Raw genomic sequence first — 22,499 nt, forward strand, 5'->3', positions numbered from 1 at the left:
TACGAAGCCGTAACACTTTGCAGATGCTATAAATACTGAATACTTTTAAATTAACGACACTGTCGTTGTCCACTTTAGCTGGTATTTATGGTGTCTTGACTCCAAATAAAGCGCCCCATAGACAATGATCATAGATATAGCTGATATTCATCACATCGCTATGTGCTGCGTAACTAACCGCGCCGAGTACTACACACCCTGTGCTTCAAATTTATAACCAGCACCATAAATTGAATGAATAAACTCATGCTCTGGCGCTATATCATGTAGTTTTTTGCGGATCTTTTTAATATGGCTATCAATGGTTCTATCACTCACTATACGATCATCATCATAAATGTGATCCATTAGTTTATCTCGGCTATATATCCGCCCCAGATGCGCTTGCATTGACTTCAAAAGTAAGTATTCAACATGCGTTAAGTTAATACTATTTGATAAAAATGATGCAAAGAACGTGTTGTCATCCAATTTGAGTTTTTTCTCAGCATCGTGCTTTTCACCATCACTATTAAGCGTCATTCTGCGCAGTACAGCTTTAACTCGCGCGACAACTTCTCTCGGACTATATGGCTTGCATACATAGTCGTCGGCGCCAATTTCTAAGCCCAATAAACGGTCAATCTCTTCTACTTTAGCCGTCGTCATAATTACAGGTACATTCGACTTAGCACGTATTATTTTACATATCTCTATTCCATCCACATTAGGTAGCATGATATCTAATAAAATAAGATGTGGGTCAAAGTGGTTGAATGCGTGCTCAGCGTCAGCACCATCAACAACAATATGCGTTTCATATTCCGCTTTAGTCAAATACTTACTGAGGATATCAGCAAGCTTGGGTTCATCTTCTACAATCAATATGCGTGGCTTATCCAAAAGTCGCTATCCATTTTTTAATGAGTAAACTCTATTATAATAGCGAGCCCACCCAAATCACTCAAGTCGGCTTCAATTGTGCCGTGATGGGCTTCGACAATACTGGTACAGATAGCAAGCCCCAACCCGGATCCCCCTGTTTGCCGAGTCCTTGCACTATCTACTCGATAAAGACGGTCAAATAGCATTGGTAACTGATCACGTTCAACACTGGGGGAGCTATCTTGCCAGACGACTTCGGTTGTTTTCTCATTTTGCGTAACGTTTACCGTGAGCCGCCCTTTTACTTTTTCGGACGTATCAGTGTAACGTATGGTGTTTTGTAGGAGGTTATCAAACAATTGACTCATTCTTTGTGGATCACAATGTAACGTTAGGGCCTCATTGCACGTTATTTTCACATCAAATAAACTCAGCGACGCATTGCGCTTATCAATGCACCGATTGAGTACACCCGCTAGCGTACAAGGCAGCATATTATATGTCAGCGCGCCCCGGTCTGATAGTGAGAGTTGATGTAAATCGTCTACCAGATTCGTGAGGCGCTCTATTTCTTCATACAAAGAGCTTAATTGGATTTCATCAGTATCAATCACCCCATCTATCATGCCTTCAAGTTCAGCACGAATAACGGCAATTGGGGTGCGTAACTCATGGGAGATATCCGCAATCCATTGCTGCCTAGCTGTTTGGTTTTTCGCCAAAGTATCTGCCAACTTATTCATATCACGCGCTAATAAACCGAGTTCATCTTGGCGGTCAAGCTGCACCTTATGCGCATAGTCCCCCCCAGCAAGGCGTCGAGCATTACGACGTAAGCGAATAATAGGCTGCACTAAATATTTACTAAATGGAATTGCCAAAATCACAGTTATTAACAATGCCAACAGTGCAATATGCATAAATTGCTGTTCTTGCTGTTTAGAAAAAATAGCATCGAATCGGGAGGTAACCACCGAGCCATTTTCAATTCCTAAGTACCCGATCAATTCTCCTTGCCCAGCAGTTTCTATATTGTCGTCCCCAAAGTACATGGGGAGCCACAATGCCGCTGAGCCCATGTCGGCTTTACCTAACAATAATTGACCATCAACACCTTTAAATAACAACCGATTGGCCCCTCCCTTGTGCGGGGGTCGACGCTCTGGTCGTTTATCGCCTTTCGGCGGTCTATGTCGAACATCTTGTTCCCCTTTTTTATATTCTCGTTCTGGTCCAGCACCTTTTTTATACCCGCTGCCACGAGGCGGAGGTCCTTTTCCTCGATGCGGTGGTTCCGCGCTTTTTCCGTTCGCCGTTCTATATAACTTTATCACCTCCCCCATTTCAGGGGAGCGATGCTTAACCCAAGAAAATCCATTGTGTGCTTTATACGTTGTCACCATTTTAACAATGACAGGCTGCATTTTATCTCGCGCATTGCTTTGCACATACTGAGCAAAGCTTTTCTCAAAAGCGAGCTGGTTAGCAATGTAAATAGCCATCACTAACGCCGAATTAGCGATCAAGATCATGAATAATAATTTGACACGTATCGTCACTTTCATTGGATAGAACTCTATCCTTTATGGCGGTTAAGTACATTTAAGCGTAAATTGTCAGGATCAACCGTCCGTCTATTTGGGATCCACTTTTGCAAACAACGACTATCTTTTGTGCAATTGTCTGTTAATGCGTGCAAAAATGCTACTAAGTCTTTTTGTTGAGCCATATCTAATGGGGCAGCAACAAAAGGCGAGCTTTGCAATAATGTGAGCGCTAACTGGCTGTTTTCTCTTGCTTGATTATTTAATACATCACAATTTTCATTTAAGGAAAATTGCTTGAGACCACACGCACCGCCACGCTGAAAGAATGCTTCAATCGCCTTAGCTGGATCAACATAATGCGATACAACTTGTGCTAACGTATCATACACCCCTGCATGCCCATACGGGGCCGTTAAACCGACATTTAATAAGCTCGGTACGCGAAAAGCAAATTGATTTTGTGGTTGAGCATCAAGTAACGCTCTGCCTAAATCGGCACCATTAACATCTTTACCTATGCCATATTGTGGGAATGCCAAATTAAAGAAGCCGTCATTGCTAAAGCGCTCTCAGCTATGGCAATTCACACATCCAGCCCCCCCCTCTGCGGCTTGTGTAAAGAATAGCTTTGCCCCCCGTTTCTGCGCCGGATTAAGCGCTCTTTTATCCCCCTTAACATAGCGACTCCAATCACTATCCACCAGCACGAATGATGCTTGATATTGACCTAGTGCGAAATCAATACTATCAAATGTGATCAATGACTCAGCACTTTGTTCACTGTCAAATGCGAGTCGAAATGCTGCAAGCCAATCATTCGTTGCAAGGCCTCCTTCCTCAGAGCCATAATCGCCAATGCGTTGAGCGATATGACTACGAATCTCTTCTGTCGTACTCGCATCAGAAAATGCAGCTCCTCGCATTTCTTGTGTTGATGTTACAGGAAAGCGAGATAACGCCTCAACAAGCGTAGACCCCGCGTTTTCATCTGCTATCCCGAACCCAGAATCTGGGGTGCTGATAAAGGTGCGTACATTACCATCTTCCTCACGCGTCACCTGTTCAACTCGGCCATCCCAAAATAAAGCTTTCTTTGCTAAACCAACATTAAAAATCGTTGGCGAATTACGAGGTATATCAATTTCATTATTAACGGCTTGTCGTCTTGGCCCTATAATGTCTGCGTCAATGGCATTGACACCTATCGATAAGCTCAACCTATCCCCACCTCCCAATTTGGGGTGATGACAAGTCGTGCATGCAACACTCTTTTCACCGCCAGGCGCTTTACTAAAAAATAGCTGCATCCCCAATTGTGGTATTGGGTCACTGATGTTTGGCGCGGTATCTTGGCCCTCCACATCACCTGTTAAGCCGAATTGCGATATCAACGCACGCAACTGTGTATCTAATTGTGCTGTATTTTTTTGCGGCATTGGCTTGGTCGGTGATTTTTTACGGTCTGACAATTGTATTGTGGCACTGGCATTACCAAAAAATAAACTCAACGCGATGATTAAGCCTGTCAAATAGGTTTGCTTGCTCATGGTGACTCCCACATATTCTCTACTTCGGAGACTCAACTGTTGCAACACAAAGTGCAAACAATGTGAAAGTACATAATTAATCGAGGTTAAGTATTATTCGCTAACAAGATGGTGGTAGCGCACTGATTAATCGCATCGTTGGCGATATTTTTCTTTATTTCTCTTGCCAATTCGGTACAAAGTGCCCCGCACTGAACGCCTGAACCGACTCGATAAATAGCCAAGCGTAGCAAGTAAGCCACTCATTTTTGGCATTGCTATTTCATATCGCTTTGACATACTTAGCTGTACAATAGCAGCTGCTACCTGTGTTGCACTACTCATAGGCTGTGAATACACAATATCTTCTACTTGATCCATCTCCTGCATAATAAAACCAGTATCAATAGGACCAGGTGAAACCACTGCCACATTTATACTATGGTCGGCAAGTTCATCATGCAATGCATAGGAAAAAGCACGCAATCCAGCCTTTGTTGCGCTATAAGTAGCCGCTCCTTGTAACGGAGTCATACCAGCCAGCGAGCCAACATTGACTATTGCGCAAGGCGCTTGATTATTCCGGTGCATATATGGCAACACTAACGCTGAAAGATATAAGGGTGCACGTAGGTTTACATCAATCATGGCAGATATGTCTTGCGCGCGACGAGTAATAAACTCCCCCCGTACGTGAAGCCCTGCATTGTTAACTAAAACATCAATACTCGCTTGCGAAAAAGCATCGATTGTTTGTGACACAGCCCAATCACACTCTTCCAAATTCGCCATATCAGCGACAATCAGTACAGTACGACACTGTGTATACTCACGCAGCTCTTCTTGCAATCGCTCAAGTGGGTCGAGATTACGCGCGACTAACGCTAAATTGACTCCTTGCGAATAGGTGCTAGCAAATGCATGAGCACATGCAGCGCCCACCCCTTTTGATGCCCCAGTGATCAGTATCGTTTTATTCTTAACACTGTTGTTTTCCATAGTTCATTGTCCTTTTCGGGAATAAGTATGACTATAAAGCGCAAACTCATTGCAAACAACCAAACGACACCAAAGCAAACCTAGTAACATAATACTATTTTAATTTACTCATATATTCGCTTGGTAGCTTTTCAGCAATTATTTTAATCACTTTCGCAATCCAACATGTCTCTTCTTTCATTTCAGAACTAAATGAAATACCATTATTTTCAATAACCTTACTATATTTATGCACTTATTCACCTAAGAGGCTCTGTGTTTAAAACACCAGTATGGCTAGAATACAAATAAGACGCGAACGATCATTTTTAACAGTAACTATAATAAAAACTTATGTTTAGTGAATTAACTCATTTAACTGCGCTACGCTGCGTTGAGGCTGCCGCCCGTCATCACAGCTATAGTAAAGCTGCGTTAGAGCTCAACGTAACACAAGCGGCCATTAGCCAACAGATTCGATTACTAGAACAAAACTTTGGTTGTAAGTTATTTTTCCGAAAAGGCAAGTCTATGCAACCGACTGCACAGGGGGAAAAACTTGCGATGGCATTAAATAATGGGTTTGGCACAATTACACATGGCATTCGTAGCATTCAAAGTGAGCCTATTCCTGGCTGTATTACGGTTACAACCACCCAGTCATTTGCTTCAATGCTGCTCATGCCTAATTTGTGGAAGTTCTCAGTCGACCACCCTAACATCATTGTTAGGGTTATTGTGTCTACAGACGTAGAAGATATCAAACATGGTCATGTTGATATCGCTATTCGTTATGGGCAATCAACATACCCTGAATTAGAACAAACCACTTTATTTAGTGATGAAACGGTCGTATTATGTTCACCAAAACTGGCCCAAGAGTTTGATTTTTCTAGTATTGAAAACATTAAAAAATGCTGGTTAGTCAATTATACAAAAAACGATTACTGGGCTAATTGGTTTGCCACCGCAGGGCTCACGCATACTGACAATCATAATCAATGGCTAGAAGTCAGCAATATGGATATTGCATTAAGCGCCGTTATGGCCGGTCATGGCGCATGCTTAGGCTCAGCCCGTCAAGCTAAGCATTTTATTGACCAAGGACTGCTAGTGGCGCCGTTTGATATCCGCGCCAAACCGGAGATACGCTATACCTGCTTACATGACCCATCATCGCCTCGTATACAGCGTATCCTTATATTTAAAAATTGGTTGGTTTCATTAATACAAAATACCTAAGTATACAAAGCTGGTTAGTTGCGCACCCGTTTACATTCTGCGAGCACAATCGTATTTTTAGGAACATTTACTAAGAGGCATCAATAAATGAAGATCAAATCCCTCATATTTGCCCGCGCTCTACTGCTGTTTTGCGCATTCACAGCAACCGTTACTGCAGTTGCACATATGTCATGCATTGTGCTGGGTGAGCAATGTTATCGAGCCCAGTTAGCGCCGAACATAATTATTGACTCCGCAATACAAGGACCATACTTTGCACCATTGGCAACGCTGTTTATTTCCAGTTTATTTTTGTTATTTGCGCTGTATGCCCTCAGTGCTGCCAAGCTGATCCCTCATATCCCTTTAACACGCTTTGCTGTATTTACGATTGGCAGCTTATGCATCGTGCGCGGTGGGGCAACATTGCCTTTGCTACTCTTACAACCCGCATTAGCAAGTATTTTTGCGGTTATTGCAGGCATGCTCTGGTTCCTATGTGGTCTATTTTATATCTGGGGTTATAGGTTAGTCATATCAGAAGGTAAGTCATAACCCATAGGACGCATAAACAAGTAACCCGCATAGTTTAGCGATAGTTTTTTACTGATCACTATCTGTTTGCTTTTTCCGCTGTTCCTGCTTTGCTTTTGCAACATTTTTAAATACCGTTGGAGGTATCGGAAACAATGAAATCAATGGCATGAACGCGATAAAAAGGTATGCCCCTTTAGGCATACCTTTAGCCCATTTAACCAACCTTATGAATATACAAATAATCAGGGGAATCATAGTCACATAAACAAATAGCCAAATAAATAACGTCATATCACTTCCTTTCCCTACTAAAATTAAATATATGGGCGTTAAATTTTAGAGTTCAAGCCTTTTTCTTTGTCGTGCTTTCACATAGCATAAAGCGATTATTATTAAGAGGTAATATATTGTGGAACCCTGTATATCAGCATTGATTACACTGATAAAACAGCAAGACATTGCTGCTGTGTATGAACTATATGAGAATTCAAAAGAACCAGATAACATACTGCAATTGAAATTCATCTACCAAAGCGCACAACAAAACCCACAAGTTTATGGGTTTTATCAAGATTTATGTGAACAGCTAGCACAGCGTAAAGCTTTGCCTACTGGTTTAATAGCCGGAATTAACGACAGCGACCGGTTTAATTTTTTTACGCCATCGCTAAAGCATAATGGCGGCTTTTCGCAGAAAAACGCGCAAGGCAATACGGTACTGCATGTATTATTTGCTAACCCAAACAACATTCTACCGCCTTTTAATTACATCCGCTCATTGCTACTGTTTGAAAGTAATGAAGGGCTTATCCAAGCGCTGCAGCAGCGCAATCAACAGCAGCTCACTGCGATTGAGTGCTATTTTGCCTACAACCCGCATTTATCAGCGTTACCCAGGCATGAACTCTCGGCAATTTTGGCACTAATAGAAGCGCAAGCGCAGCTTATATCTCAGCAAAGCCAAGTTTTAGCCGCCATATGTAAACGACTCAAGCAGTGTAATAATGCCACAAAATTAGATAGTCAAAATCACCGAGTTTTGCTACTGGCTACGACCTATAATCTGACTACAAAAGAAGTACTGAGTTTATTAAGCGCATAAACTTTACCAATACACAGAAATTCGCTTTTTTAACACGCTTCGTTATACTGCCAAATGTTGTTGCTTAGGAAGGCGTATGCCCATGAATAAATTAAAACTCTTGCATTCAATTACTGCGGACCACACATTACCATTTGAGCAAAAAATCCAAGAACTTTTGCAATTAGGGTGCCGCATCTTTAACTGTCAAATTGCGATTGTTAGCCAGATCCAGGCACAAACTTACTATGTTGAACATGTTCATACACCTGATAACAGCTTACCTGTCGGTGCGCAATTCCCGCTGGGCGAAACATACTGCTGTCATACCTTAGCAGCCAACTCGTCTTTGGCATTTGATCATGCCAGTGACAGCCACATTGCAACCCACCCTTGCTATCTAAATTTTGGTCTCGAAAGCTATATTGGCGCCCCCTTATTAGTGCAAGGTAATCGCTATGGTACAGTAAACTTTTCATCACCCGATATTCATAAAGGTCAATTTACACAAGACGATCATGACTTTGTATGGCTATTATCACAGTGGATTGGTAATGAAATAACACGTAACCAATCGCTTTTGCTCATGAAGCAAAACCAGGAAATTCAGCATGCAATGGGTGAACTTGCCATCATTGGTGGTTGGCAAGTCAATTTGCTCAATAATACGGTGATATGGACTGACACAACTCGAGCAATCCACGAAGTATCGGATGACTTTCAACCGACTTTAGAAACTGCGATTCAATTCTATCAAGAAGAAGACCGCGACACGGTAACAAGTTTAGTCAATACCGCGATTGAAACCGGCGCTCCATGGAAAGCGGAGTTTTTATTAAATACCGCCACTGGGAATCAAGTCTGGGTAGAAACACAAGGTAAAGCGGTATTTGAGAATGACCAATGCATTCGATTATATGGTGCAATTCAGAATGTTGATGAGCGGGTAAAAACCCGAATTGCGTTAACTGAACAAAAAGATCTTGCCGAAAGAATGTTACAAACTCGCAGCTTATTTCTTGCCAATGTCAGTCATGAACTCCGTACGCCAATGAACGGGATTGTTGGTATGCTACAACTGCTAGAGCAATCAACATTAGATGATACTCAAAAAAATATGGTCGACGTGGCAAACCGCAGTACACAATCTCTCACTCGCTTGTTAAATGACTTTTTAGATTTCTCTAAAATTGACGCGGGTATGCTATCGTTAGAACAAACCGAGTTTGAACTACATCATTTAATTAACGGGCTCAAATTAGCTTATCAAACTCAGTGTAATGAAAAAGGCATCGGCCTTGATTTTAACTTATCAAATTTAAAACATCAGTACCTCGTCGGTGATCCTGTTCGCGTAAAGCAAGTGCTGCAAAACTTAATTAGTAATGCGATTAAATTCACAGCACAAGGTCATATCACAGTCACATTATGCAGCGTAGAGCATGATGGAAAATGCATTATCAATGGTCAAGTCTCCGATTCAGGCATTGGCATGAGTGACACAGTACAAAGTTCGCTGTTCTCTCCTTTTTCACAAGCAGATCAAAGCACGACGCGTCAGTATGGTGGTACCGGTTTAGGGCTATCAATTGTCAAGCGCTTGTGTGAACTCATGTCTGGCAGCATCAGTGTCACCAGCGAGTTTGGCATCGGCAGTGTCTTTAGCTTTACACTGGTTCTGGGAATTGGTGAAGCGCCTGACTTAACGTCTCAGCAAGCTCGAAATCAACAAGACATCCCGACTGATTTCAAAATATTAGTGGTAGAAGATAACGCTGTAAATCGTATTGTCCTCGCTCAGATTTTGAAAAAGTGGCAACTCCAGTACGATTTTGCATTTGACGGAGAACAAGCATTAGCGAGGCTTGATCAAGCATCCGACACACCTTACGACGTTATTCTTATGGATTGCCAAATGCCCAACATGGATGGATATCAAGCTACACAAGCGATACGCCAACGCTCTAGTGATGACCGACACAGTCATATTATTGCGTTAACCGCGAACGCCATGAGTGGAGAAGCTAAAAAATGCTTAGCAGCTGGCATGGATGACTACCTCGCGAAGCCAATAGACATTAAAGCGCTTCATAAAGCCATTTGCAAAGCGTTGTAACCTGGGTCATTTTATATATTCTATATAGCGTTGTGCAGTCATACGATGAACCGTAACATTATGATAAAGTACATGCGCGGGATCAGGATCGACAATTTCTACCGGTATCGACTTTTCCCGTGCAATATCTAACGCCATTTGCGTAATGTTGACGCTGAACGATGTCCCCATAAAAACGATTCTATCCGCATTTAACATGCGCTCTTGGGCGACATTAATTTGATAAAGGTCGGTGTAGTATTCATCAAACAAAAGTACATACGGCTTCAAAGACTCATTTAATTGTGGGCCATTTTTACCGATTCTAAACAAAGATAATAAAGAGTCACTTAAGTGCGCTTCATCTATTTCCGCCCATGGTGCAAGAGTACGACTTACCTTATCACCTTGAGAGTGGAATACCGTCACTTCATCAATTCTACCATGGATACTAATATAGTTTTCATTACCCGCTTTACCATCCAGTCCATCGATATTTTGTGTTATTAATTGCTTATCAGCCAACCACCGATGAACGTCATTAGGTCCGTGATTTCGATAGCACACAAAACGATGATAATACCAGGTCAGAAACTCTAGCGGATGTTCGATATACATTGAGCGTGTGGCCATTTCTTGTGGGGTATAGTTTTTGCTGCCAATAGTCCAAAAACCTTCATCTCCCCTAAATGTGGGAATACCACTTTGAGCACTTACGCCCGCTCCGGTAATATATAATGTTGCCATAAAATCAAACCATTGATAATTAGAAACTTTATGTTAGACCTTGCTCAATCGCAATACAATCATTGACATGAAACGATTGCAACTGACCACCGGTCGATTTATCTCTCGTACACGCGTAACTCAAGGCATCTATGGCATTTCTGCCAAAATCCATTGCGGCAATAGCCCACTTAGCGCCAGATCCAATCGCCCAACTTTGCTCTAAAGGTTCAAGATATTTAAAGCCACGCCTTACTTCACCAAAAAACACCTTACTCTCTTGATCAACCATTAAAAACTCGCAGGTGATCGGTTTGAATTCCCCGGTGTACCAGCATTCTTTTAAGTGGTATATCTCCGCACAATTGCCGGTCGCAAAGACGCGCCCTTGTGCAACATCAAAAAATTTTTGCGCTCGCGCAGTCACAATACAATCATGTGTAGTCGTATAGCTATCGGTACATATAGTCTGACTTGGGTAATGAAAAGCAATTGTCGTCAAAAAGTGGCTCCATCCTAGTAAAAATTATTATCCACACCTGAATTCTGCACATAATGATTGATTCTATACAGCACAATACGTATGAGAAGGGCATGTTTGCCCTTTCATTTACCATACCCTGCATGAATAAAGCCTGACTTATTCTTATAACCGTATGACATAACGATATTAATCCGCACACTTTGCTTTACCAACTAACCATTGATCGCCAAAAATAAACAAGGCTAAACTCAATAACACGGTCACAGCCCCCACAATCAAGGTCACTGTAATCGTTTCATTATTAAGCCATGCCCCCAAGCCAACAGCAAAAGCGGGTGTGATCAAAGTGGATAATGCGACGGTGCTTGCTGAGAGTTTTTGTAACACATGGAAATAGGCCAAAAACCCCAATAAAGACCCAAATATACCCAAATATACCGTTGCCCACATCGACCGCTCGCTCCATATCTCAGGGTTAAATTCACCATCAATCAAATACCAAAAAAGCGCAAACAGCGGTGTAACAAATACCAATGCGCCAAACGTGGTTGCCATAGGGTGAATTGCTAATTTTACTCTTTTGATCATAACGCCACTTAAACTAAAGCTACACACCGCACAGAATACATAAAGCAGCCCTTTTGGTGGTAAATTCAGTGTCTGAATTTGCGCCGCGCAAATTAAATATAAGCCAATCAAAGATAGCCCTAACGACACAAATTTAATGGCTGTAAAACGTGCTTCACCTAACAGCCGTTGAGCCAATAAACCAGATATAATAGGCGCCATACCAAAAATGAGAGAAATCACTCCGGATGTCACTGTTTGCGCAGCCATATAGCTCATCAGCATGCCACCAAAAATACCCAGTGCTGAATACGTATATAAAGTACAAGCCCGTTTATGCCAAGGCACTCTAATATTGCTCAGTGAGACAACAAATGCCGCCAAAACCAGCGCGATGCTCATGCGAATAAAAACACTTAGCGTGGGCGGCATAGACTCACTACTCCACACTATCCCCAATGGGGTTGTTGACCAAATAAAAATAACAAACATGTATGATGCCTGAACGGGCATAATGCCATTCCTTTAAATAAGGACGATAAAAGAGGTGGGAGAAAAACTAAGATTACTAACCGCTTCTATCATCGCGGTTAGTCGAAACGTTAACCGCAGCGCATGCACGACAGCGTGGCACACAGGAGTTGCCAAGGTCGATTAATCATTGCTGAGGTCAGTATATTCATTGTATCTATCTGAAAATATTAATGAACAACCTTTTATCAAAACTGAGTAATAAGTCAACAATAAAGTGATGATTATTTTGCACTCACCTTAGCCTGCCCATGACACCATCGATACACTGATACACTGATACACGCAATGAAGACACCACGGTTAAATATTGAGCCTGTACTTTCGTACTTTTCGATGAATGCTACGACACCAACTTTTGCATTAACTGATTTTAAATTAGACAAATTTCACGATGTCATCAACACTTGATGGTGACTGATTGATGAAGTAGGTTGTTATGAATATCAGATACAAAATTACCCTTCCTGTTGTCTGTGCAATGGCACTGGTTTTAACATGCAGTATTTTTAGTATTGTTCGATTGGAACTTTTAATTCATCAATATCAAGACTTATTTCACCAAGATATTCACCGCTTAAACCACATTGCCAGCATTGAATCTACATTCAAAAGTCAGGTCCAAGCTTGGAAGAACGTGCTTATTCGCAATGAAGAAAAATATTGGCAGCGCTTTAATGAGCATCACAATGAGGTTCAAAACAGCTTAACAAACACTATCCGCGAGCTTGGCGGCACAGGGAGCTCACACGCCTCCACACTAAAGAGCATACAACAACAACACGCTCAACTCCTCTCTAAATATCAGCAAGGTCATGCCCATTTACAAACAACTAACAACCTTGTTCAAGCAGATACACTCGTCCGAGGTATAGATCGAGATTTAGCCAAATTATTACAAACAACACGCCTCAATGTACAAAGCGCCTCTGATGCACACCTTGTATCAATCAATAAACAGCAAACTTTGTCATGACCGTGTACCCCATTATTGCCTTAATTATTTCTATCGTCGTCATCATAGTAATGTTGCAACTAATTAAAAAAACAATTATTCGACCTCTGCGTGGCTTGATCTCCAACACCATTTTAATCTCTGAAGGAAAATATGATTTAGCCATGGCGTATCCGTACAAAGATGAACTGGGAGATTTATCTAATGCCATCGTCGATATAAAAACACATATTGTTGAAGCGGTCTCTAACATCACCGTAGTAAAAGGTGAAGTTGAAGAAGCTTTTAGCGAAATTGATAATGTAAGCGAACAAATTTCGAAAGGGTCACATGACCAAGCACGCTGCAGTACTGATATGGAAAATACCATTGCCGGTTTAGCCAAAATTGCAGGACAATTACAGCAACATAGCCAAATGGCGCTTGGTTCCACCAACACGGTTACTAATCAAGCAACTCAATGTGCTGACATTGTAGATAATTCTGCAAATAGTATGAAAATACTGGTCTCAGAAGTAGAAAAAACCTCTGCTGTGATCTAAGACTTAGAACAGCAAGCTGGCAGTGTTAGTTCGGTATTAGACGTGATCAGTAGTATTGCTGAACAAACTAACTTACTGGCCCTCAACGCTGCTATTGAAGCAGCGAGAGCTGGGGAAGCAGGTAGAGGTTTTGCCGTGGTTGCTGATGAAGTCAGAAGCTTGGCATCAAAAACACAACAATCAACATTAAGTATTACGTCTGTGATCAACAACCTGCAAAGCGCAGCACAAAATGCAGTCAGTGCCATGCAAGAAGAAATTTCGATCACCACCAAAAATGCAGAGCAAACCTCTCTCGCGCAACAATCATTGAGAGAAATTATTCAAGAAATGGAGCAAATGACACATCTTAATAACCAAGTCGCACACGCTGCAGAACAACAATCGAACATCACTGAATCATTACAACACACTTTGCTTCAACTTCAGCAAATCTCTGAAAACTATAAACAGTTAGCACAAAGCGATAAGGTCAGTAAAACCGTTGCTAATGCCAATCATGATCGCAATATAATGGTAGAGAAATTACGAGGAAATCTCGCCCATCAAGAGGCTGAGCTATTTTAGTACGTTTATAAATCAGTCAAAATATTGTTCGTTTAGTTATTAACTTGAAGAAATGGAACATTTACAGAACTAATGCACACTTTATCTATGCCGTTTACTATATCGATTGTAATGAGCTGTAACAGCGATAATGATCGCAATGTAGCTACCCCTGTGAGTCAATCAAGACATCAACTATTGTTGATGTCGAAAAAAATGCAGATAGCTATAATATACTGATTGCAACTCTTTAAACCACGAGTCTTAACAGGACCTTCGTAAACCCTGAGAAAAATTCACCGTATTTGCCCTCACTGATACAGCATTTACAGTCCTAGGGCTAGATACTATTACTGCCTTACTGGCAGATACAGACAAGCTCAGCAGCCTTCTGGTCTATCATGTCGTGTCAGGAGAAGCTGATGCCGCCGCCGCGATGAACTTAACTGGAACACTCATCGAAACAGTCACTAGCATCACAAACCAAAATGTTTATACCTCCAACGGTGTAATACACTTTATAGATACTGTTATCACTGATACTAAGTAACCTCAGCTCTGGATAAGCGAATTTGCCCAATAAAGCTATTTTTCTCACTCTCGGCGTTGCTTTCATTTGTAATAGCCCGCTATTACTGCATAAAAGCGCCTTGATATTGAACGAAATATCATCATTGGATTGAACGTAAGTGTGTTTTCAAAACATTTTCTATTCCAAAACCCTTATCCAAACCTGAGGTTAAGTAAAAAGTGCGTTAACCCTTTCCTTTGCTGTACTCAGGCTCACAGCTAGGGGGGCTGACACACTTAAAAGCATGTTATTTAATCACTCTTTTACAGATTTTCACACTCTCCCTACATCAACTAACACGCTTCCAACAGACTCTCACAGTAGAACTTTATAACATAAGTACCAAGTTAAACATTCAGGAACGGAAACGATGAAAACACTCTCTTTAATCTCACTATTAACCGCTTTGGCTTTTAACACTCAAGCAGCTCAAAATGATGAACAACATCGTGTTGGGATACAAGTTTCTGGCGGTGGTGCATCCTATAAAAGCTCTAGCCAAGACGGTGATGGAGTAGGACAAGTATATGCTTATTATAATTACCAACTAGACTCAACGTGGGCGCTAGAGGCTGGTATCAGTACAGGCTCTGAAGCCGATGATTGGACGTGTAAAGAGCTTACCAATAGTAAATTTGTCTGCGACCGTAATGATGAATTGTTGTTTGATCTCAATGCCAACAAAGTAGATTACTCGAACTTTGTTGCAGCTGGTAAAGGTCAATATCAACTAACCGAGAACAATTATATTTACGGAAAATTAGGCGCTCAGTTTTATAACTATGAAATCGCCAGAGGTAATAATAAACTCGTTGATGAAGATGGCGTAGGGCTATTTGCTGAGGCCGGTTGGCAATATGACTGGGACAATGGCGTCGCCGTAAATGTCGCTTGGCAATACATTGACATGGGTGATTTAGATGTAAACACTTTAGGTGCCGGCATCAGTTATCGATTCTAATTTAACGATATACTTAAGAAACGCCTACTGGCGTTTCTTAATCACTTCAATACCAAATAATAAAATAGCTTATTTGGGTAACAATACAACAAATTTAACACCACCAAGTTCACTATGCTCAGCATAAATACGACCGTCATGGGCAAGGACTATTTGCTGGCAAATTGATAACCCAAGACCTGATCCCCCCAAATCTCGACTCCTTGACTCTTCACAGCGGTACAGCCGTTCAAATACTCGGACCAAGTCTTCATCGCTTAAACCAGGCGCTGAATCCTCAACCGTTATTCTGATCCCACTATGATTTTCATACATTGTCAAACGAGTTTCGCCACCTTTATTCGTATACGCCAAACTATTATTTAACAAATTAATAATGACCTGTTTAATACGTTCTGCGTCGACCCCAATTGTGACATTATCTTGGCTGTTCACAGCCAGCCCTTGAGGTTTTTCATTATAACGAGGGATAAAGTCTTGATGAACATCTTCAATAAGCTCATTGATTGAAAATACATCTTTATCTAGGCGTAGCGTATTATTGTCATACTGTGCAGAACGGTATATATCCGCTATCAAGTTATCCAATTGCGAAATTTTACTATGCACTTTGATATACGCACGCTCAATGTTCGGTTCTAAGTTAAACTGCAATACTTCAATAGAGAGTTTTAATGCCGTTAAAGGTGTTCTTAGCTCATGAGACACATCGGCTAATAGTCGGTTTTTTTGCTCTAAATTATCAGCTAATAATTTAGCTTTAACATCAAACAAACGCTGTTTTTGTTTTTGTCGCGTAAAAATAAGGCAGAGTACGCCAAACAATAACAAAAGCAGTAAAATAACAATCCCGCGCTGTAACTCTAAATTTGCCAGACTTGCTTTTTGTAGTGCTTGCTCTTTTTGTAAAATTGACAATTCCTGATCTTGGCGAATGACCTCAACACTTTTTTTCATCCGCTCAGTTTGCTGTTTATCTAGATGTTCAAAAAGCTGCAGCTGAACCTCTTGGTAATCTTTGTGGCTTTTAATCGCACGCACCAGTTCATTTTGTTTTTCATACAACTCAGCTTGTAACTTATACAGCTGACTCTGATAAATACGACTGATATCGGGTAGTGTCAGCATTTCTGCTATTTGAGTGAGTGCATTACTGCTTTGCTTTTGTGCAATCGCGATTTCAATAAGTATCATTCGTACCGAGCGCTCTGTCCTTTTTGCCTGCACAGAGAGAGCCAGTTCAAGTGCTTCATTAGCTGACGCTTTCGCTTGAGGCAATTCCCCCATTGCCATGTAAATACTGGCTAATATACTCAGCTGCCAACTTATATCACTTGGTACATTCAGTTTACGCACCAATGCTAAGCCCTGTTCGACGTGTGACTTTGCCACATCCAATTTATTAAGCGCCATATTGACTTGAGCAAGTTTGCTATAACTATTGGCGATATGAATGGGGTTACCTAAAGATTGATCAACCACTAAAGCTTGGCTAAAATGAGACAATGCCAACGGCAATTTATTTAAATCTCTGTAAATTTCTCCAATATTATATAATGAGTCTGAAATACCCTGTTGGTTACCCAACTGCTGTTGCAGCCTTAATGATTGTTCATGATGTTCAAGAGATAATGCTAGATTTCCAATGTAATCATAAATCACCCCTATTTGATTATGGAAACTGGCTTGCTTTAATTTATTGCGTAATTCATTTGCCATATCTAAAGCACGTGACGTATAACTTAATGCTTGTTGGTAGTCCGCTTGATAACGATATATCCTACCCAAATTAGCAAATAAATCGGCTTTTAATTCTGGCTCATCTTTATTCTCAATAAGTGCCATCGCTTCCGTTAAATACGCTAGGCTTTGTTGCGAGTTACTCGTAGATTGATTCACAACCGCTAATAAAAACGCCGTTTTAGCACGAAGTAAAGGATAGTTTTCGGCATCATATTTTGCGTAAAGAACGAGCCCATTCGCTTTTGCTTCATCTAATAAACCCAACTTAATTTGTGCTGAAATCTCTATATTTTTATATGAAAACCAAACCTCTTGATTGATTGGTAAAGACGAGTTATTCAGTGAGTGGAGCTTAGTTGAAACTTCTTTTAAAGCAGCGGTGGGGTTATGTGCCAGTAAATTTTGCATGCTTTTTAATTCTTGCACACATAAAGCGGCGCTACTCATGCAAAGTAACGCACCGATTATCATGTACTGAAATAAAAAGCTAAGTCTCATATGAAGGTAATATACTGCATGTAGATTATTAATCTTTGCAAATTACAAAGTCCAAGTAAAGGTTAGACTGTAATCATGGAGTAAGTATGAATATACCCAATTAATAGTCATAACACGTACTACCTCAATGGCTAAACGCGCATTAATTGCTGTTGCAACTCATGAATTTTATCTCGAACTCGGGCCGCTTTTTCAAACTCAAGCTCACGTGCATGATGCATCATTTGTGTTTCCAGTTTACTAATATTATGTGCAAGCTGCTTCGCATCCAAAGTGCCACCTGAACGATTTTCATCGTGCGTTGCCGAGTTTACAGATGACTGATCCGTTATCTCCTCTCCCACATCCATCACATCAATGATCTTTTTCACTAGCCCCTGAGGCTCAATGCCATGCTTTTCGTTATAGGCTTGCTGTATTTCACGGCGACGCTCAGTTTCATCAATGGCTTTTCGCATTGACTTGGTGACTTTATCTCCATAGAGAATTGCTTTTCCATTTAGATGGCGAGCTGCACGGCCTATTGTTTGAATTAAGGCCCGTGCCGAGCGTAAGAAACCTTCTTTATCAGCATCAAGTATCGCTACAAGAGAAACCTCTGGCATATCTAGGCCTTCTCTTAGCAGATTGATGCCAACCAACACATCAAACACCCCTTTACGCAAGTCTCGGATGATCTCCATTCGTTCAACCGTGTCTATATCTGAATGTAAATAACGCACTTTTACATCGTGGTCGCTTAAGTAATCGGTTAAATCTTCAGACATACGTTTGGTTAATGTGGTCACCAATACACGCTCTTGCTTTGCAACTCGTATATAAATTTCCGACAATAAGTCATCTACCTGTGTACCAACAGGACGTACTTCAAGCAGCGGATCTAATAGCCCCGTAGGTCTGATAACTTGCTCTGCGACATCGCCATTAGAGCGTTCTAATTCAAAGTCACCTGGGGTCGCCGACACATAAATCGTTTGTGGTGCAATTGATTCAAATTCATCAAACTTTAATGGCCTATTGTCCATTGCCGAAGGCAATCTAAACCCATACTCAACCAGATTTTCTTTGCGGCTTCTATCCCCCTTATACATAGCACCAATTTGAGATACTGTCACGTGAGACTCATCAATGATCATTAACGCATTGTCTGGCAAGTAATCAAGTAAAGTAGGAGGTGCCTCACCTGGGTTTCTGCCTGAAAGATAACGGCTATAGTTTTCAATGCCAGAGCAATACCCAAGCTCGGTCATCATTTCAATATCATATTGCGTACGTTGAGCCACACGTTGCTCTTCCACTAACTTATGGTTAGATATTAATTGCTCTCGCCGTATTTTCAATTCATCTTTGATGTTGTCTATCGCCCCAAGGATTTTCTCTCTTGGTGTAACATAGTGAGTTTTTGGGTAAATAGTGGCTCTAACGAGGTGCTTCTCAACAGCGCCAGTAAGGGGATCGAAAATACTTAAACGTTCAATTTCATCGTCAAACATCTCCACCCGCACCGCATATGTATCTGACTCAGCGGGGAAAATATCAATCACCTCCCCACGAACTCGGTACGTGCCTCGACTAAAATCGATATCATTACGTGTATATTGTAATTCAGCCAAGCGCCTTAACATATCGCGCTGGTTGATACTTTCACCTACTTTTAGCAACAGCATCATTTTCATATATGAGTCAGGATCTCCCAAGCCATATATCGCAGACACGGAAGCAACAATGATTGTATCTCTGCGCTCTAGCAATGCTTTAGTCGCTGATAAACGCATTTGTTCAATATGTTCATTTATCGAGGCATCTTTTTCAATAAAAGTATCGCTGGCGACAACATACGCTTCCGGCTGATAATAGTCGTAATACGAGACAAAGTATTCCACGGAATTTTTGGGGAAGAACTCTTTCATCTCGCCGTACAACTGAGCCGCTAGAGTTTTATTATGCGCCATGATAATAGTTGGCCGATTCAAATTGCTAATAATGTTGGCCATCGTAAAAGTTTTACCCGTCCCTGTTGCTCCTAACAAAGTTTGGTGCGCCAGTCCAGATTCCAACCCCTCACATAATTGGGCTATTGCACTTGGTTGGTCGCCATTTGGGGTGAACTCAGATACCAATTCAAACACGTCATCACTCATGATGTTGACCTCTCTATAGATGATCGATGCATACGCTCCAGACTGCGACAGAACCACTGATAAGACACGATAGCAGTCAATAAGTTACCAAACGCAGCGCCAATAAATAACCCTTGTAGCCCCCAGAAGTGCGAACCAACAAATGCCAATGGTACATAAAAAACAAACAAACGAACAACACTCAACACCAGTGCATTCATCGGTTTATGCAACGCGTTCAAAGACGAGTTCGTCAATATAATAACCCCTTGAAATCCATAGCTCAGAGGCAAAATATAAATAAACAGCTCAATTACACGGATAACTTCAGGGTCATTACCAAAAGTGCGACTAATTAAGCTAGAGCTCGCCAATAGCACGGCATAAATTGCAAACTGAAAATACATCACAAATTTTAAACTGCTTTTATATGCTTGTTTAACTCTATCGAAGTTTTGTGCGCCATAATTTTGGCTAACAAAAGGCGGAAGTGTCATCGACAACGCTAACACAACTAAGCTCGCTATAGACTCTATACGACTACCAACGCCAAACGCAGCAACCGCTTGGGGACCATACGACGCAACGATAGCAATCATTACTGCCATGGCTATGGGCGTCAACATATTTGCACCAGCTGCGGGGAAACCTATTTTAAGAATTTTCTTACTGGCACTTAGCACTCCCTGTTGACCTGGATTCACACTGAGGAGACGCTTTTTGACAGCCAATAGATATAAAATAATACCTACCGCGACAGACCATGCTATAACACTCGCAATCGCAGCGCCTTTAATACCGAGTTCAGGAAAAGGCCCTACCCCAAAAATTAAAAGAGGGTCTAATATTGCGTTTATTAGTCCTGCGAGCCCCATAATGTAGCTCGGTGTTTTTGTATCACCACTGGCCCTAAGCACCGAGTTACCAATCATGGGCGTTATTAAAAATACGCTGCCTAAAAACCAAATCGAAATGTAGTCATAAATGTAAGGCATGACATCTTGGTTTGCACCTAAGCGAGAAAATATTGGTTCAATTAACAAAAAACCAATCAATGATAATAAAAAAACAAATACAGCTGACATAAGCAGTGCAACCGTTGCATCAAACCTCGCTTCTTCTATATTGCCGCTCCCCAGGGCTTTTGCAATAACGGCTGACGTGCCGATGCCGAGCCCGATTGCTAAGCTAATAACAGTAAAAGTAACGGGGAATGTAAAACTCACTGCAGCTAATTGCTCGGTCCCCAACATACTTATAAAAAAAGTATCAACTAGGTTGAACATCATCAGCGTGATCATGCCGAATATCATGGGGATGGTCATTCTCTTTAAAGTTCGTGGGATTGACCCTTCAAGAATGTCATTTACTTTGTCTGACTGCTGCACAGATGCCATACGTTTTAAGCCTCTCTTATTAAGCCAAGTATTCTAGATCATCCCCTCTTCTAAACCCAGACAATAAGCCGAATAATTACTTTATTGCCTAAAAAAACGCAAGGATCAGCTTTTCAGTGCTATTTTGCATGGAATAAGCTCTAAAAGTAGCGCTAAAGCCTTTAGATGACAATTTGCTTACAATTTCGACAAATAACGGTATTTTTTTTGCACAGAAAAATCTTCGTATGGTCACAAAAGGTTCATTCATGGCAAATAATCTTTCTTTTCCTTGGTATATATTTAAAGCATTGATAAATAACAACAAAAATAATTTATAAAAACTTATTGAAATGTCTACAAGGCCCTATATTCATGGCTTTGACACACTTCTTAAATATTAATAAACAATGTTATCCACAGATTCTGTGGGTAACTCTATAAACACCAATAAAATAAGGCCCTACGGCACGATCAAATATTCACCTGTACTTCGCCTTGCTTGATCTTTATACATACGTTTGTTGATCTCGACCTGCCAAACAATTTTTTTATGCTATGTGGGCACACCTTACTTTCATTTCACTCTACACAAAAAAATTATAACCATCTGTTTTGTTGGTAGAAAAAAAATAGCTAGATAGAACTACTGAAAATGATTCATCAATCAGCACAAATCACCTGACATATTCCTATAGTGTGCAAAATTTTGTCTATCAAAATGTGAGATCTTAAGAAATAGATCGCTATAGTAAGTATAAGATCTTATTTAATTTTGTAAAAACAGAGCTTTTGTTTAAAAAAAAGACTTAACGCTTAAAATTTGTCACTTTCGTATCCCCTTGTCGCGACTTGCTTTGTGTTCAATTTATAAAAAACTAAAAGTCTCTGGCGCAAATTCGCCATAAAAACCATCAAATCGAGTATAAATCCACCGAACAACACAGTTTTTTGATTTTCTCGCATTTTATTAGTTGACACCTTGCACGTGTGTCATTAATATTTCGCCCCGTTGAGAGATACACGC

Annotated in this window: 21 protein-coding genes and 1 pseudogene; 9 read left to right on the forward strand and 13 right to left on the reverse strand. The window is 40.9% G+C overall.

Translation table 11 applies throughout. The features are described from left to right. Positions 1 to 189 precede the first annotated feature (189 nt). The 6 genes from J8L97_RS14910 to J8L97_RS14930 all read right to left on the reverse strand — a co-directional run bounded on the left by J8L97_RS14910 (position 190) and on the right by J8L97_RS14930 (position 5,171). Positions 190 to 882 (reverse strand): response regulator, encoded by a 693-nt coding sequence (locus tag J8L97_RS14910; protein ID WP_211050774.1) that lies wholly within the window; start codon positions 880 to 882, stop codon positions 190 to 192. Positions 883 to 899: 17 nt separating this feature from the next. Further along, positions 900 to 2,429, reverse strand: a complete 1,530-nt coding sequence (locus J8L97_RS14915; RefSeq protein WP_211050776.1) for an ATP-binding protein — start codon at positions 2,427 to 2,429, stop codon at positions 900 to 902. A gap of 11 nt (positions 2,430 to 2,440) precedes the next feature. Further along, a complete protein-coding gene (locus tag J8L97_RS23550) occupies positions 2,441 to 2,950 on the reverse strand; it encodes a hypothetical protein (RefSeq protein WP_247688692.1) in 510 nt (169 codons plus the stop codon). Positions 2,951 to 2,980: 30 nt separating this feature from the next. Beyond that, on the reverse strand, positions 2,981 to 3,958 hold the full coding sequence (locus J8L97_RS23555) for a cytochrome-c peroxidase (RefSeq protein ID WP_247688693.1): 978 nt from the start codon (positions 3,956 to 3,958) through the stop codon (positions 2,981 to 2,983). 126 nt (positions 3,959 to 4,084) lie between these two features. Beyond that, entirely contained in the window at positions 4,085 to 4,936 is an 852-nt protein-coding gene (locus J8L97_RS14925) for an SDR family oxidoreductase (RefSeq protein ID WP_211050778.1), read from the reverse strand. 94 nt (positions 4,937 to 5,030) lie between these two features. Next, complete coding sequence (locus J8L97_RS14930) at positions 5,031 to 5,171, reverse strand: hypothetical protein (RefSeq protein ID WP_211050780.1); 141 nt, start codon at positions 5,169 to 5,171, stop codon at positions 5,031 to 5,033. Between the two features lie 98 nt (positions 5,172 to 5,269). Here J8L97_RS14930 and J8L97_RS14935 point away from each other — a divergent pair, with 98 nt between their 5' ends. Both J8L97_RS14935 and J8L97_RS14940 read left to right on the forward strand, forming a co-directional pair. Next, entirely contained in the window at positions 5,270 to 6,157 is an 888-nt protein-coding gene (locus J8L97_RS14935; protein WP_192508134.1) for a LysR substrate-binding domain-containing protein, read from the forward strand. 87 nt (positions 6,158 to 6,244) lie between these two features. Continuing rightward, positions 6,245 to 6,694: a hypothetical protein gene (locus J8L97_RS14940; protein ID WP_211050782.1), complete on the forward strand. Its 450-nt coding sequence runs from the start codon at positions 6,245 to 6,247 to the stop codon at positions 6,692 to 6,694. A gap of 48 nt (positions 6,695 to 6,742) precedes the next feature. Here the strand turns inward: J8L97_RS14940 and J8L97_RS14945 are convergent, their stop codons facing one another. Continuing rightward, a complete protein-coding gene (locus tag J8L97_RS14945) occupies positions 6,743 to 6,931 on the reverse strand; it encodes a hypothetical protein (protein WP_409455167.1) in 189 nt (62 codons plus the stop codon). A 154-nt stretch (positions 6,932 to 7,085) separates the two neighbouring features. Here J8L97_RS14945 and J8L97_RS14950 point away from each other — a divergent pair, with 154 nt between their 5' ends. After that, positions 7,086 to 7,778, forward strand: coding sequence for a hypothetical protein (locus J8L97_RS14950; RefSeq protein ID WP_211050784.1), 693 nt, complete (start codon positions 7,086 to 7,088; stop codon positions 7,776 to 7,778). Between the two features lie 82 nt (positions 7,779 to 7,860). Next, complete coding sequence (locus J8L97_RS14955) at positions 7,861 to 9,873, forward strand: ATP-binding protein (protein ID WP_211050786.1); 2,013 nt, start codon at positions 7,861 to 7,863, stop codon at positions 9,871 to 9,873. Positions 9,874 to 9,879: 6 nt separating this feature from the next. On the opposite strand, the gene J8L97_RS14960 is transcribed toward J8L97_RS14955, so the two are convergent. The 3 genes from J8L97_RS14960 to J8L97_RS14970 form a co-directional block, all read right to left on the reverse strand. Next, a complete protein-coding gene (locus J8L97_RS14960) occupies positions 9,880 to 10,599 on the reverse strand; it encodes a Sir2 family NAD-dependent protein deacetylase (RefSeq protein WP_211050787.1) in 720 nt (239 codons plus the stop codon). Positions 10,600 to 10,627: 28 nt separating this feature from the next. After that, positions 10,628 to 11,080 carry a proteasome subunit alpha gene (locus J8L97_RS14965; RefSeq protein ID WP_211050789.1) on the reverse strand — a complete coding sequence of 151 codons (453 nt, stop codon included), beginning with the start codon at positions 11,078 to 11,080 and terminating at the stop codon, positions 10,628 to 10,630. 168 nt (positions 11,081 to 11,248) lie between these two features. Beyond that, positions 11,249 to 12,142 (reverse strand): DMT family transporter, encoded by an 894-nt coding sequence (locus J8L97_RS14970; RefSeq protein WP_211050790.1) that lies wholly within the window; start codon positions 12,140 to 12,142, stop codon positions 11,249 to 11,251. Positions 12,143 to 12,599: 457 nt separating this feature from the next. Here J8L97_RS14970 and J8L97_RS14975 point away from each other — a divergent pair, with 457 nt between their 5' ends. The 5 genes and pseudogenes from J8L97_RS14975 (at position 12,600) to J8L97_RS14995 (ending at position 15,735) form a co-directional block, all read left to right on the forward strand. After that, on the forward strand, positions 12,600 to 13,136 hold the full coding sequence (locus J8L97_RS14975; protein ID WP_211050791.1) for a hypothetical protein: 537 nt from the start codon (positions 12,600 to 12,602) through the stop codon (positions 13,134 to 13,136). Continuing rightward, positions 13,133 to 13,657 (forward strand): methyl-accepting chemotaxis protein, encoded by a 525-nt coding sequence (locus tag J8L97_RS14980; protein WP_211050792.1) that lies wholly within the window; start codon positions 13,133 to 13,135, stop codon positions 13,655 to 13,657. Before J8L97_RS14975 ends, J8L97_RS14980 begins: the two co-directional genes overlap by 4 nt. A 42-nt stretch (positions 13,658 to 13,699) precedes the next feature. Then, a complete protein-coding gene (locus tag J8L97_RS14985) occupies positions 13,700 to 14,224 on the forward strand; it encodes a methyl-accepting chemotaxis protein (protein ID WP_211050793.1) in 525 nt (174 codons plus the stop codon). A gap of 283 nt (positions 14,225 to 14,507) precedes the next feature. Next, positions 14,508 to 14,753: pseudogene (locus J8L97_RS24090) on the forward strand (adhesin); the annotation flags it as partial. 391 nt (positions 14,754 to 15,144) lie between these two features. After that, a complete protein-coding gene (locus tag J8L97_RS14995) occupies positions 15,145 to 15,735 on the forward strand; it encodes a porin family protein (RefSeq protein ID WP_192508143.1) in 591 nt (196 codons plus the stop codon). A gap of 69 nt (positions 15,736 to 15,804) precedes the next feature. Here J8L97_RS14995 and J8L97_RS15000 read toward each other — a convergent pair whose 3' ends face one another. From J8L97_RS15000 to J8L97_RS15010, 3 genes are all read right to left on the reverse strand, one after another. Then, complete coding sequence (locus J8L97_RS15000) at positions 15,805 to 17,886, reverse strand: tetratricopeptide repeat protein (protein WP_211050800.1); 2,082 nt, start codon at positions 17,884 to 17,886, stop codon at positions 15,805 to 15,807. A gap of 221 nt (positions 17,887 to 18,107) precedes the next feature. Further along, complete coding sequence (gene uvrB / locus J8L97_RS15005) at positions 18,108 to 20,117, reverse strand: excinuclease ABC subunit UvrB (protein ID WP_211050802.1); 2,010 nt, start codon at positions 20,115 to 20,117, stop codon at positions 18,108 to 18,110. Beyond that, positions 20,114 to 21,493, reverse strand: coding sequence for an MATE family efflux transporter (locus J8L97_RS15010; protein ID WP_211050804.1), 1,380 nt, complete (start codon positions 21,491 to 21,493; stop codon positions 20,114 to 20,116). Before J8L97_RS15010 ends, uvrB begins: the two co-directional genes overlap by 4 nt. Positions 21,494 to 22,499: the final 1,006 nt, after the last annotated feature.

Source organism: Pseudoalteromonas sp. MMG012, from assembly GCF_018100875.1.
Lineage (GTDB): Bacteria > Pseudomonadota > Gammaproteobacteria > Enterobacterales > Alteromonadaceae > Pseudoalteromonas > Pseudoalteromonas aurantia.

What these genes read in the sequence shown, in the direction of transcription:
- J8L97_RS14915 (WP_211050776.1), bottom strand. Translation starts at nt 2,429, where the DNA reads ATGAAAGTGACGATACGTGTCAAATTATTATTCATGATCTTGATCGCT.
- J8L97_RS23555 (WP_247688693.1), bottom strand. Translation starts at nt 3,958, where the DNA reads ATGAGCAAGCAAACCTATTTGACAGGCTTAATCATCGCGTTGAGTTTA.
- J8L97_RS14925 (WP_211050778.1), bottom strand. Translation starts at nt 4,936, where the DNA reads ATGGAAAACAACAGTGTTAAGAATAAAACGATACTGATCACTGGGGCA.
- J8L97_RS14935 (WP_192508134.1), top strand. Translation starts at nt 5,270, where the DNA reads ATGTTTAGTGAATTAACTCATTTAACTGCGCTACGCTGCGTTGAGGCT.
- J8L97_RS14940 (WP_211050782.1), top strand. Translation starts at nt 6,245, where the DNA reads ATGAAGATCAAATCCCTCATATTTGCCCGCGCTCTACTGCTGTTTTGC.
- J8L97_RS14945 (WP_409455167.1), bottom strand. Translation starts at nt 6,931, where the DNA reads ATGATTCCCCTGATTATTTGTATATTCATAAGGTTGGTTAAATGGGCT.
- J8L97_RS14955 (WP_211050786.1), top strand. Translation starts at nt 7,861, where the DNA reads ATGAATAAATTAAAACTCTTGCATTCAATTACTGCGGACCACACATTA.
- J8L97_RS14960 (WP_211050787.1), bottom strand. Translation starts at nt 10,599, where the DNA reads ATGGCAACATTATATATTACCGGAGCGGGCGTAAGTGCTCAAAGTGGT.
- J8L97_RS14970 (WP_211050790.1), bottom strand. Translation starts at nt 12,142, where the DNA reads ATGCCCGTTCAGGCATCATACATGTTTGTTATTTTTATTTGGTCAACA.
- J8L97_RS14975 (WP_211050791.1), top strand. Translation starts at nt 12,600, where the DNA reads ATGAATATCAGATACAAAATTACCCTTCCTGTTGTCTGTGCAATGGCA.
- J8L97_RS14980 (WP_211050792.1), top strand. Translation starts at nt 13,133, where the DNA reads ATGACCGTGTACCCCATTATTGCCTTAATTATTTCTATCGTCGTCATC.
- J8L97_RS14995 (WP_192508143.1), top strand. Translation starts at nt 15,145, where the DNA reads ATGAAAACACTCTCTTTAATCTCACTATTAACCGCTTTGGCTTTTAAC.
- J8L97_RS15000 (WP_211050800.1), bottom strand. Translation starts at nt 17,886, where the DNA reads ATGCAAAATTTACTGGCACATAACCCCACCGCTGCTTTAAAAGAAGTT.
- uvrB (WP_211050802.1), bottom strand. Translation starts at nt 20,117, where the DNA reads ATGAGTGATGACGTGTTTGAATTGGTATCTGAGTTCACCCCAAATGGC.
- J8L97_RS15010 (WP_211050804.1), bottom strand. Translation starts at nt 21,493, where the DNA reads ATGGCATCTGTGCAGCAGTCAGACAAAGTAAATGACATTCTTGAAGGG.